This window comes from Micromonospora sp. NPDC049275 (assembly GCF_043197115.1).
Taxonomy (GTDB): Bacteria; Actinomycetota; Actinomycetes; order Mycobacteriales; family Micromonosporaceae; genus Micromonospora.
The window spans coordinates 146517-157358 of record NZ_JBICSN010000006.1 but is presented as its reverse complement, the minus strand read 5'-3'; the positions used below and the strand labels follow the sequence as shown (position 1 = coordinate 157358).

The 10842-nt window shown below is 72.7% G+C and carries 13 protein-coding genes; 7 read left to right on the top strand and 6 right to left on the bottom strand.

The genetic code is table 11. The annotated features are described in order from the left end of the window. Positions 1-47: 47 nt before the first annotated feature. Positions 48-749, bottom strand: a complete 702-nt coding sequence (trmB, locus tag ACGFIE_RS20340) for a tRNA (guanosine(46)-N7)-methyltransferase TrmB (RefSeq protein WP_393296674.1) — start codon at positions 747-749, stop codon at positions 48-50. A gap of 130 nt (positions 750-879) precedes the next feature. On the opposite strand from trmB, the gene ACGFIE_RS20335 reads away from it, so the two are divergent. Further along, positions 880-1506: a hypothetical protein gene (locus tag ACGFIE_RS20335; protein WP_393296992.1), complete on the top strand. Its 627-nt coding sequence runs from the start codon at positions 880-882 to the stop codon at positions 1504-1506. Positions 1507-1669: 163 nt separating this feature from the next. Continuing rightward, on the top strand, positions 1670-2335 hold the full coding sequence (locus tag ACGFIE_RS20330; protein WP_393296990.1) for a class F sortase: 666 nt from the start codon (positions 1670-1672) through the stop codon (positions 2333-2335). A 120-nt stretch (positions 2336-2455) separates the two neighbouring features. Here the strand turns inward: ACGFIE_RS20330 and ACGFIE_RS20325 are convergent, their stop codons facing one another. The 4 genes from ACGFIE_RS20325 to ACGFIE_RS20310 all read right to left on the bottom strand — a co-directional run bounded on the left by ACGFIE_RS20325 (position 2456) and on the right by ACGFIE_RS20310 (position 5736). Beyond that, on the bottom strand, positions 2456-3331 hold the full coding sequence (locus ACGFIE_RS20325; protein WP_393296672.1) for an alpha/beta fold hydrolase: 876 nt from the start codon (positions 3329-3331) through the stop codon (positions 2456-2458). A 281-nt stretch (positions 3332-3612) separates the two neighbouring features. Further along, positions 3613-3930 carry an antibiotic biosynthesis monooxygenase family protein gene (locus tag ACGFIE_RS20320; RefSeq protein ID WP_393296670.1) on the bottom strand — a complete coding sequence of 106 codons (318 nt, stop codon included), beginning with the start codon at positions 3928-3930 and terminating at the stop codon, positions 3613-3615. 50 nt (positions 3931-3980) lie between these two features. Beyond that, the gene (locus tag ACGFIE_RS20315) at positions 3981-4778 is read right to left on the bottom strand and encodes an exodeoxyribonuclease III (RefSeq protein WP_393296668.1); all 798 of its coding nucleotides are present in this window, start codon (positions 4776-4778) and stop codon (positions 3981-3983) included. Positions 4779-4815: 37 nt separating this feature from the next. After that, entirely contained in the window at positions 4816-5736 is a 921-nt protein-coding gene (locus ACGFIE_RS20310; RefSeq protein WP_358104605.1) for a PAC2 family protein, read from the bottom strand. 401 nt (positions 5737-6137) lie between these two features. Here ACGFIE_RS20310 and ACGFIE_RS20305 point away from each other — a divergent pair, with 401 nt between their 5' ends. From ACGFIE_RS20305 to ACGFIE_RS20295, 3 genes are all read left to right on the top strand, one after another. Then, a complete protein-coding gene (locus tag ACGFIE_RS20305; protein WP_393296666.1) occupies positions 6138-6983 on the top strand; it encodes a peptidase M23 in 846 nt (281 codons plus the stop codon). 106 nt (positions 6984-7089) lie between these two features. Continuing rightward, positions 7090-7236, top strand: a complete 147-nt coding sequence (locus ACGFIE_RS20300; RefSeq protein WP_007457988.1) for a hypothetical protein — start codon at positions 7090-7092, stop codon at positions 7234-7236. A 46-nt stretch (positions 7237-7282) separates the two neighbouring features. Next, entirely contained in the window at positions 7283-8038 is a 756-nt protein-coding gene (locus ACGFIE_RS20295) for an EcsC family protein (protein WP_393296664.1), read from the top strand. A 22-nt stretch (positions 8039-8060) separates the two neighbouring features. Here the strand turns inward: ACGFIE_RS20295 and ACGFIE_RS20290 are convergent, their stop codons facing one another. Next, positions 8061-8912, bottom strand: coding sequence for a GDSL-type esterase/lipase family protein (locus ACGFIE_RS20290; protein ID WP_363687557.1), 852 nt, complete (start codon positions 8910-8912; stop codon positions 8061-8063). A 187-nt stretch (positions 8913-9099) separates the two neighbouring features. Here ACGFIE_RS20290 and ACGFIE_RS20285 point away from each other — a divergent pair, with 187 nt between their 5' ends. Next, positions 9100-9363, top strand: a complete 264-nt coding sequence (locus ACGFIE_RS20285; protein WP_363687555.1) for a DUF6343 family protein — start codon at positions 9100-9102, stop codon at positions 9361-9363. A 12-nt stretch (positions 9364-9375) separates the two neighbouring features. Further along, the gene (locus ACGFIE_RS20280; RefSeq protein WP_393296661.1) at positions 9376-10791 is read left to right on the top strand and encodes an NADP-dependent succinic semialdehyde dehydrogenase; all 1416 of its coding nucleotides are present in this window, start codon (positions 9376-9378) and stop codon (positions 10789-10791) included. Positions 10792-10842: the final 51 nt, after the last annotated feature.

Below are 10842 nucleotides of genomic sequence, written 5' to 3'. Positions count from 1 at the left end.
CCGCGCGCCAACCCGGCCTCCGCCGGGCACCCGTCCGGGCCGGCTCGTCACCGTCGGCGGTAGATCAGGTCGGCGACCGGCCGCCCGGCGGTGATCGCCCGGCGCTCGAACTTCGTCACCGGGCGGTGCGCCGGACGGGGCGCGAAGCCGCCGTACGCGTCGACCAGCCCCGGGTCCGCGTCCAGGGTCTCCCGCATCGCCTCGGCGTACTCGGCCCAGTCGGTCGCGCAGTGCAGCGTCCCGCCGGGGGTCAGTCGGGAGCGCAGCAGCGCCACGTGCGCCGGCTGGATGATCCGCCGCTTGTGGTGGCGGGACTTCGGCCAGGGGTCGGGAAAGAAGATGTGTACGGCGTCCAGGACGCCCTCCGACAGGCCGCTGACCAGCTCCAACGCGTCGCCCTGGGCCACCCGCACGTTGCCGAGGCCAGCGCGGTCCACCAGGTCGAGCAGGTTCGCGATTCCCGGCGTGTGCACCTCGACCGCCAGATAATCTCGATCCGGGTCCGCGGCGGCCATCGCGGCGGTGCTGTCGCCCATGCCCGAGCCGATCTCCAGCACCACGGGGGCCCGGCGACCGAACAGGGCGGCCAGGTCGACCGGTTCGGTCGACACGTCCCGGCCGTAGGAGGACCAGAGCCGCTCCAGCGCGTCGGTCTGGCGGCCGCTCATCCGGCCCCGGCGGGGGTGGAAGGTGCGGATCGGCCGGCCTGCGGGCGGGACGGCGGCGGGGTCAGGGTCGGTGATGGTCACAGCGACCCGAGCGTACGCGACGTCGTCGGCGGATCGGATGTGATGTGCGACCGGGAATGAGAGGATCGATCTGGTACGGCAGGCCGGGCGGTCCGCTGCCCGGCGCGGTCCTACGGCGTCGAGAGGGGGCATCGTGGCAGTGACCCGCGGCGGCGTGACCCTGTCGGTGGTGACAGTGCTCGCCGGCCCCCTGCTGGCCGCCACCCCCGCACACGCCGCACCTGCTGTTCTCGCGCCCGTCGCCCGCCCGCTCGTGCTCGTCGCGCCGGTGCCCGGAGGTCAGCCCGAGACCCAGCCCGGCGGCACCGCACCCCAGCCCGCTCCCGCGCTTGACGTCTTCGTCGAGGTGAGCCCCAGCACCGTGCAGCCCGGCTACCTGGTCGGCATCCGGGCCAGCTGTCGGGACAACTCGGTGGGCGCCACAGTCGTCTCCGACGCCTTCGGCGCCGTCGGCGTGCAACCGCAGCGGGGCGTGCTCACGGCCGCGCCGATGGTGCGCGAGCGCACCCGCCCCGGCAACTACCGGGTCAAGTTGGAGTGCCGCGACGGCGAGACCGCGTCGACGATGCTCCAGGTGGTCAAGAAGGTGCCGGCCCAGCCCAGCCGAGGCCCGGCCACCGGCTTCGGTGGCGGTGCCGGGGGGACGACGGGCAAGTTGCTGCTGCCCGGCGGTGCGGCACTGACCATCACCGGGCTGATCCTCGCCGTGATGGCCCTGCGTCGGCCACGTGCCGTCCATGGCGTCACGCGCCGCTGAGCCCGCCATGGAGATCTTCCGCCCCACTCCACCGCCCGCCGGCTCCCGCCCGCCCACGGGTGCCCGCCCGCCACACGGCCGGTGGTCGCCGGACGACGCCCGCCCGGTTGACGACGCCCGCCCGGCCGACAACGACGGACCATCGGGGGCCGACCGACCGTCGGTGGCGGCCCGTCCGGCGACCGCCGTCGCTCCTCGGCGCAGCCGTCCATCCGGCCGTAGCCCCTGGTCCGTGCCGCTGGCCGTGGTGCTGGTGCTGCTGGGGGTCTTCGCTACCGGGGCGGGGCTGGGCCGCTCGGTCGGCCCGTTCGACTGGGCCCCGGCCGGCGGTGACCGCCCGGCCCGCAGCGAGACGGTCGGGCTGTCGGCCAGTCGCCCGGTGCGGCTCACCGTCCCGGCGATCAAAGTGGAGGCGCCGGTGGCGCCCGTCGGGCAGGCGCGGGACGGCTCGATCGCCGTACCGCCGCTGGAACGGCACAACGAGACCGGCTGGTACGACCGCGGGCCCACACCCGGCGAGCCCGGCCCGGCGGTCATCGTCGGGCACGTGGACACCAAGAGTGGCCCGTCGGTCTTCTACGACCTGGGCAAACTCAAGCCCGGGGACCTGATCGAGGTGGCTCGGGCGGACCGGTCGACGGTGGTCTTCACTGTCGACACCGTCGAGCACTTTCCGAAGGACCGGCTGCCCGCCGAGCGGATCTACGGCCACGACGGCCCCGCCGGGCTGCGCCTGATCACCTGCGGCGGCCAGTTCATCGGCGGCCGCACCGGCTACGCCGACAACGTGATCGCCTTCGCCACCCTCCGGTCGTCGCGCAAACCCTGAGCCGAGTCCGCTCGCCCGCCGGTGGTTGATCGACTCGGGATCAGTGAAGTCGCGGCATCAGACTGCGCCGGACACCCCGGTTCCGCCGAACCCGAGTGGATCAACCAGTGCGGGCCGCCGTCAGCGCAGAAAGTCCAGCAGGTGGTGGGTGGTCTCGTCGGGGGCCTCTTCCGGAATGAAGTGCCCGACCGGGACGGGCGCGCCACGGACGTCGTCGGCCCACTGCCGCCAGATCGCGATCGGGTCGTCGTAGAGCTTCGCGACCTGACCCTCCTGGCTCCAGAGGAACAGCAGCGGGCAGGCGATCTTCCGGCTGCCACGGTCCGCCTCGTCCTGCTGGTAGTCAAGCGTCGCCGCCGCGCGGAACTCCTCGCAGATCGCGTGGACGGTGGCCGGATCGCGGAACTGCGTGACGTACGCCGCCCGGACCTCGGCCGGGAACGCGTCCTGCACCGTCGGCCAGGTGTCGAGCATGAAGTCGACGAGCACCTCGGGCGCGGCGGCGATGAACCGCTCGGGCACCGGCGCGGGCGCCGCCAGGAAGGACCAGACCCAGTAGGAGAGGCTGAACGCCTGGTCGGCGCGGTCGTAGACGTCCCCGATGGGCACGACGTCCATGACGGCCAGCCGGGTCACGACGTCCGGCGCGTCGAGCGCGAGACGGTACGCGCAGCGGGCGCCACGGTCGTGGCCGACCAGGTGGAACCGGTCGTGACCCAGGCTGCGCATCACCTCGACCTGGTCGCGGGCGATGGCGCGCATGCCGTACGGCTCGTGGTCGGCGGTGCTCGGCGGTGTGCCGCTGTCACCCCAACCCCGCAGGTCGGTGGCGACGACTGTGAAGTGCTCGGCGAGCCGGGGCGCCACCCGGTGCCACATGAGGTGTGTCTCGGGAATGCCGTGCAGGAGCAGTACGGGCGGCCCGCTGCCGCCCCGGCGACCGTGGATAGTCGTGCCGGACGTGGTGATGTCGAATTCCTCGAACCCGTCGAACACGGTCGAGATCCCCCGCGACTGGATGGATTGCCGGTGTCAACCTCTTGCCGGGGCACGACACCGGTGATGGATGGCCAGACAGCCGCTACGCGTCGGCACAGGACGACGCTATCAGCGTGATCTGGCACTCGCCGGGGTTCGGTCCAGGTGTCTGGAGTGCCGCGATCGCTTGATCGACACGAGATCCTTGGAGCCGGGGTGTCCCACAGCCTCGGACACCCCGGTTTCCGTGCAACGGAGTGGGTCGGACGCCTCGCGGGCTGGCGGCGCCGCGGGGCCCGCTAGGGCTGGGGCACCTGGAGCGCCACCTCGAACTCCAGCAGGCTCGCTCCGGTGGAGACCGGCGGGCGGGGCTTGTCGCCGGGGGCGGCGGCGTGGGCCTCGCGCGACGGGCCGGAGGCCCAGGCCTGGTACGCCTCCTCGCTCTCCCACCTCGTGTAGACGAAGTAGCGGGTCTCGCCGGCCACCGGCCGGAGCAGTTCGAAGCCGAGGAAGCCGGGGGAGTTCTCCACCGCGCCGGCCCGCGCAGCGAACCGCTTCTCCAGCTCGGCGCCGGCGTCCGGCGGAACGTCGATTGCGTTGATCTTCACGACTGCCATCTGTCCACCCTAGCCAGCGACGGCCGGCTCAGAACGCAGCGACGGCCGGCTCAGAACCCCTCGACCGTCGGGACGAGGTCCGCGTCGATGACGATCGGGGCGTGATCGGAGGGGCCCTTGCCCTTGCGGGCCTCCCGGTCCACGTACGCCGAGCGGACCGCCCGGGTGAACGGCGCGGAGGCGTACACCAGGTCGATCCGCATGCCCTTGTTCTGGTGGAACATCCCGGCCCGGTAGTCCCAGTAGGTGAACGGGTGTGGCCCCTTCATCGGGGTGGGCACCACGTCGGCGAGCCCGAGGTCGCGCAGCGCGGCCAGGGCTGCCCGTTCCGCCGGGGTGACGTGCGTGGAGTGGGTGAAGACAGCCGGGTCCCAGACGTCCGCGTCGGTCGGGGCGACGTTGAAGTCGCCGCAGACGGCCAGCGGCAGGCCGCCGGCCAGCTCGGCTTCCAGCGCGTCGCGCAGCGCCGCGAACCAGGCCAGCTTGTACGCGTAGTGCGGGTCGTCAGGCGTCCGGCCGTTGGGCACGTACACCGACCAGACCCGCAGCCCGGCGCAGGTGGCGGAGATCGCGCGGGCCTCCGGCGCGGGGAAGCCCGGCTCACCCGCGAACCCGACGCGGACGTCGTCCAGGCCGACCCGTGACAGGACCGCCACCCCGTTCCAGCGGCCGTCGCTGTGGCTGGCAACGGAGTAGCCCAGCTCGCCCACCTCGGCCACCGGGAAGGCGCCGTCCGGGCACTTCGTCTCCTGCAGGCAGACGACGTCGGGCCCGGTGCCGGCCAGCCACTCCAACAGCCGGGGCAGCCGGGCCTTCACCGAGTTCACGTTCCAGGTAGCCAGGCGCATGCCTCCACCCTGCCGCATCCGCGCCCCTGTCGCCGGGTCAGCTGCCCGGGGTGTCGCCGGGACGGGTCTGTTCGGCCAGGAACCGTTCCAGCTCCGCGCCGAGCTCGTCGGCGGTGGGCAGCGGACCGGCGTCGGGGGCGAGCAGGTTCCGCTCGCCGCGGCCCCTGGCGAACGCGTCGTACTGCTCCTCCAGGGCCTGGACCAGGGCGGCGGCGTCCTCGGTCTGGGCGACCTGCCTGTCGATCTCCACCCGGACCACCTCGGCTGCCGAGCGCAGGCCGTCGCCGGGCAGCAGCAGCCCCGTGCTGCGGGACACCGCGCTCAGCAGCACCTCGGCGGCGGCCGGGTACTCGGTCTGCGCCACGTAGTGCGGCACGTGCGCGGCGAACCCGAGCGCGTCGCGGCCCTGCTCGCCGAGGCGGAACTCCAGCAGGTGACCGACGCTGCCGGGCACCTGGACCCGTTGCAGCCAGGGCTCGTACCCGCTGATCAGCTCCGGACGGGTGGCGTGGGCGGTGACGCCTGTCGGCCGGGTGTGGGGCACCGCCATCGGGATCGAGTTGAGCCCGACGGTGAGCCGGACGTCCAGGCGGGCGGCGAGCCCCGCCACGGCGGCGGTGAACCGCTCCCACTGCAGGTCCGGCTCGGGGCCGGTGAGCAGCAGGAAGGGTGTCTCGTCGTCGTCGTGCAGGAGGTGCAGCTCCAGCTTGGGGGCGTCGAAGCTCTCCCAGTGGTCCTCGACGAAGGTCATGACCGGTCGCCGGGAGCGGTAGTCGAAGAGCTGGTCCACGTCGAAGGTGGCGATCGGCCGGCCCTCGAGCGAGGTGAGCAACTGCTCGCGGGCCAGCCGGCTGGCGTTGCCGGCGTCCACGAACCCGGTCAGGGCCTGGACCAGGACCGGTTGCCCGAGGTCGGGCAGATCGTCGGTGAGCTGATAGAGCTCGTGTGGGTCGAGCACCGGTGCGGACCTCCCTGGAATGTGCCTGTTCGGATGGCGACGCGATGGACGCCACCCGATTCGGGAAACGTACCCGCCATCCTGGTGCATTCCTGCGTCGGGCGATCCGTCGACCAACGGGTGGGCGTGATCGGACGAACCACCCGATTACGCCGTTCGGTCGATGGGCGGTTCGGCCCAAAGGCCGAGTTTGTCGATCATGTCGGTCCGCGCGGCCCGATGTCCGCCCCTGTCGCCGTCCGTGCCGGCCCACGTGCCGCGCCGGTTTTCTCCGGTACGCGAGGTCCGTTCCCCGGGCGGGTCGAGCCGTCCCGCTCGTCCACCCGAGGACCCCGATTCTGTGGTGAGGACCACGTGATCACTGTGCGTGATCGGGGTTTCCGTCTGCCTAGCCTCGGCTGATGCGTGACGACGGCACCCTCGACGACCCGTACGCCCCGAGCAGCCCCACTACCGGAACGGAGGAAGGCACGTCAGCCGAACGGACAACCGCCGCGAGTCGGCTTCGGGCGTACGCCCGCGACCTGACCCGTCGACGCCGGGCCCAGGTGGCCCTCGCCACCGGCGTGGTGTGCTGCCTCGGTCTGGCCGCCGTCGCACAGGTGCACGGTGAGACCGCTGGCGCGGCGACGCCTGTCGACAGCAGCGCCGAGCTGGCGCAGCGGGCCGAGCAGCAGCGCGCGTCCCGCTCGCTCGACCGCGCCGCCACGCCCTCCGCCAGCCCGTCCGCCTCCGCGACCTCAGCCGACCCGGACACCACGGCGCGTGCCCGCAAGGTCGTCCCGGCGCGGCCGACCGACCCGGCGCCGGTTGCCGGACTCGACGACGACCAGATGGAGAACGCCGAGGCGATCGTCCGCGCCGGACGCAAGATGGGTGTCCCGCGCCGTGGTCTGGTCATCGCGGTGGCGACCGCGATGCAGGAGAGCAACCTCTACAACGTCGCCAGCGGCGTCCTGCCGGAGTCGCAGGACTACCCGCACCAGGGCGTCGGCTGGGACCACGACTCGGTCGGGCTGTTCCAGCAGCGCTCCAGCAGCGGCTGGGGCCCGGTCGGCCGGCTGATGGACCCCGAGTTCGCCACCCGGCAGTTCCTCACCGCGCTGGAGCAGGTGCCCGGCTGGCAGCAGATGCGGCTCACCGACGCCGCGCAGGCGGTGCAGGTCTCCGCGTACCCGGAGCACTACCAGCAGCACGAGTGGCGGGCCACCCGGGTCGTCGACGCCATCGTGCCGGCCGGGCGGTAGCCTTCCGACCACTGTGGACGGTAAGGGTTGAGCCTGTCGCGTCCCGGGTACATCCGTTGCGGGTTCGGGGTACACATGACTGAGGGACCACCGACAGGAGGACGTTATGTCTTTGATGCAGCGGATCAGCACGTTCCTGAGATCGCCGAAGGGTCAGCAGTTGGTGGACCGGGGTCGGCGCGAGCTGGCCAAGCCCGACAACCAGCAGAAGCTCAAGGGGTTGGCGGCACGGCTGTCCAACCGCCGTCGCTGACCGCGCCACCGGCCGTCCTACCCGTACCCACCCCTGGGGAGACCCGGTGACCGACACCCCGCCCGTCGGCGGTCAACCCGCCGCCCCCACGCCCGAGCCGTCGGCCGACCTGCCGGTCGCGCCGACGGCCGCGCCCGAGGGGCCGCCGGCCCGACTCTGGGACCGGATGCGCGACGATCCGCAGTACGCCCCGGAGCACCTCGCCCTGGAGGCGGTGCGCCGGCTCGGGCCGGAGGCCGCCCAGTGGGCCGACCGGGCCCGCAGCGAACACCCCGGTGTCTCGTCCGACGTCCTGGCCGACCAGGCGGCCCGCAAGTTCGTCAACCTCGCTCGGCTGTCCGGAGCGGTCTCCGGCGCCGCCGGGCTGCCCGGTGCGGTCCTCGACGTCGGCGTGCTGGCCTGGACCCAGGCGCGCATGGTGTTGCACATCGCCGCCGCGTACGACGTCGACCCGCTGCACAGCGACCGGGCCACCGACCTGCTCGTGCTCCAGCGGGTGCACAAGGTCGCCGAGAGCGCCCGGCTGGCGCTCGGGGTGGCCGCCGGGCGGGAACGCGCCGACGCGCTCTTCGGCCTGGGTGGCCAGCGTCCGCTCGGCCGGGTCATGTTGCAGCTCGGCGTGCGGCTGGCCCAGATGGCCGGCGTGCGGGCGGCCAAGCGACTCGTCGCCAAGATCGTGCCGGGTGCGGCGATCGTGCTGGGCACCTGGGCCAACTCGTCCGCCACGAAGGATCTCGCCGAGCGCTCCCGGGCGCTCTACCGCCAGCGCGGCGCCGGCGTCCCGGAGCCCCGCCGCCCGTGAACCGGCCCCCGAGAGGGGCGGTTCAGTCGGCCAGGCCCGAGGAGCGCCAGGTCACCTCGGCCAGCCGGCCCTGACCCGTGGCGTTGGGGTGGAACCAGTCCAGCGGGTTGAGCAGGTCCAGGGTGAACCGGACCTTGTGCGCGGCGCCGCCGTCGTGCCGGCACCGTGAGCCGTACGCCCGGCAGGCCGCCACCAACTGCGCGTTGTACGCGTCGATGCGGTCCCGGACGGCGGCCCGGCGCGCCTTGTCGGCGGGGGCCATCGACGTCGCGTTGGCCAACAGGGCCGGGCAGATGCCTCGCCGCCAGGCGCGTGCCGCGCGCGAGTCGCCGTGCCCGACCTCCCACAGCCGGTAGAGGTCGGGGATGCTCACCACCAGCACCCGAGCCTTCGGTCGGCCGCTGCGCAGCACCCGTAGACCCCTGTCGACGTCGGCCCGGAACTGGGTTACCGGGGTCATCGCGTCCACGCCGCCCCGGCAGATGTCGTTGGCGCCGATCAGCACGGTGACGTAGTCGGCGCGGTCGCGTACCGCTGCCTGGGCCTGGCCTTCGAGCGCGTCGGCGCGGGCGCCGGGCTTGGCGTGGTTGTACGTCCGACCGCGGATCGCGGAATTCTGCTCCAGCAGCCGGCGGTAGTGGCTCTGCACCCGCAGGCCGTCCCCTGTCGACCAGGAGTTGCGCTCGCAGGAGGTGAGCACGAGGCAGGAGGCGAAGCCGGTGCTGATCGAGTCGCCGAGGGCGGCGATGCCGCCGGGCCCACCGGACGACGGCGAGCTCTTCGTGGGGCGGGGGGAGGCCGACGTGCCGCCCTCGCAGGCCAACGCGACAAGCGCGGCGAGACAGGCCAGGGCGGCGACCCACCGTCGAGGCATGGCATCCCCCGTCTCGCAGCACAGAGCGACAGCGCGGTAACTCTATGCGCTGGATGTGGTGCGGCGGGAAGTTGCTGTCGGGTATGCGGCCGAGTGCCGTCAAAGGTGCCACCGGAGTGCTATAACCGCCGCCCGCGCGAGCGATGGCTACCGGTTAACGACGCCGATCGCGGGTAGATCAGGAGGTATGACGAGATCGCAGCCCCGGCGCGCCCGTGGCACGGTCGGCCACGCGTACAGCGCGCTGAACCTTCGGCTCACCCTCGCCAGTTTCGGGTTGGTGATCATGGTGGTGTTCGCGGTGCTGGCGTTCTGGGCCGGGCTCGCCTGGCTCGGCGTGCTCTGCGCGATCCTCGCGGTGGTCGCCGTGGTCGATCTGGTCGTGATCCAGCGCCGCCGCGCCGCTCGCCGCCGCGAGGAGCCAGGCGTACGACACTCGCTGTTCGAGTGACAGGAGGACGAGATGCCCCACATCGCCACCACCAACCCCGTTACCGGACAGGTACTCAAGACCTATGAGGCGATGTCCACCGAGCAGCTCGACGCCGCCATCGAGCGCGCCGACCTCGCGTACCGACAGTTGCGGGGAACGACCGTCGACGAGCGCGCCCGGTGGATGAACGCCGCCGCCGACCTGCTGGACGCCGAGCGCGACGAGATCGCCCGGATCATGACCACGGAGATGGGCAAGACGTACGTCGCGGCGCAGGCCGAGGTGACCAAGTGCGCCGCGGCGGCCCGCTTCTACGCCGAGCGGGCGCCGGGGTTCCTCGCCGACCAGCCGGCCGACGCCGCCGCCGTCAAGGCGACCCGCGCCTTCATCCGCTACCAGCCCATCGGCGTGGTGCTCGCGGTGATGCCGTGGAACTTCCCGCTCTGGCAGGTGATGCGCTTCGCCGCCCCGGCGCTGATGGCCGGCAACACCGGCCTGCTCAAGCACGCCTCGAACGTGCCGCAGACCGCGCTGCTGCTGGAGGACGTGTTCCGTCGCGCCGGCTTCCCCGAGGGGGCGTTCACCACACTGCTGGTCGGCTCCGACGCCGTCGAGCGGATCCTCGCCGACCCCCGGGTACGCGCCGCCACCCTCACCGGCAGTGAGGCGGCCGGGCGTTCCATCGCCCAGATCGCCGGCCGGGAGTTGAAGAAGACGGTGCTGGAGCTGGGCGGCAGCGACCCGTTCGTGGTGATGCCCTCGGCCGACGTGGACCGGGCCGCCGAGGTGGCCACCACCGCCCGCTGCCAGAACAACGGCCAGTCCTGCATCGCCGCGAAGCGGTTCATCGTGCACACCGACGTCTTCGACGCGTTCGCCGAGAAGTTCGCCGCGAACATGGCCGCGCTGCGCGTCGGCGACCCCATGGACCCGGACACCGACGTGGGCCCGTTGGCCAGCGAACGGGGTCGCGACGAGGTGCACGCCCAGGTGCGCGACGCGGCGGACAGGGGCGCGACAGTGCTCTGCGGCGGCGAGCTGCCGAGCGGCGACGGGTGGTTCTACCCACCGACGGTGGTCACCGACCTGACGCCCGAGATGCGGATGTGGTCCGAGGAGGTCTTCGGTCCGGTCGCCGGCCTGTACCGGGTGTCCTCGTACGAGGAGGCGATCGAGGTTGCCAACGGCACCAGCTTCGGGCTCGGCTCGAACGCCTGGACCCGGGACACGGCCGAGCAGGAGCGCTTCGCCACCGACCTGGACGCCGGCAACGTCTTCGTCAACGGGATGACCACCTCCTACCCGGAACTGCCGTTCGGCGGCGTGAAGAACTCCGGCTACGGCCGGGAACTGTCCGAACTGGGCATGCGGGAGTTCTGCAACACCAAGACGGTCTGGGTGGGTGAGGGCGCGGCCTCCGCCGGCGCCGGCGCGCACGCCGAGTAGCTTCCGAAGCGGTACGCATCAGCGGACGACGTCATGGGTAGGAAGTGCGCC

Bases quoted from the DNA above. Each gene is read 5' to 3' on its own strand.
- ACGFIE_RS20320 (WP_393296670.1), bottom strand. From the start codon at position 3,930: ATGGCAGTCGTGAAGATCAACGCAATCGACGTTCCGCCGGACGCCGGC.
- ACGFIE_RS20315 (WP_393296668.1), bottom strand. From the start codon at position 4,778: ATGCGCCTGGCTACCTGGAACGTGAACTCGGTGAAGGCCCGGCTGCCC.
- ACGFIE_RS20305 (WP_393296666.1), top strand. From the start codon at position 6,138: ATGCGTGACGACGGCACCCTCGACGACCCGTACGCCCCGAGCAGCCCC.
- ACGFIE_RS20300 (WP_007457988.1), top strand. From the start codon at position 7,090: ATGTCTTTGATGCAGCGGATCAGCACGTTCCTGAGATCGCCGAAGGGT.
- ACGFIE_RS20290 (WP_363687557.1), bottom strand. From the start codon at position 8,912: ATGCCTCGACGGTGGGTCGCCGCCCTGGCCTGTCTCGCCGCGCTTGTC.
- ACGFIE_RS20285 (WP_363687555.1), top strand. From the start codon at position 9,100: ATGACGAGATCGCAGCCCCGGCGCGCCCGTGGCACGGTCGGCCACGCG.
- ACGFIE_RS20280 (WP_393296661.1), top strand. From the start codon at position 9,376: ATGCCCCACATCGCCACCACCAACCCCGTTACCGGACAGGTACTCAAG.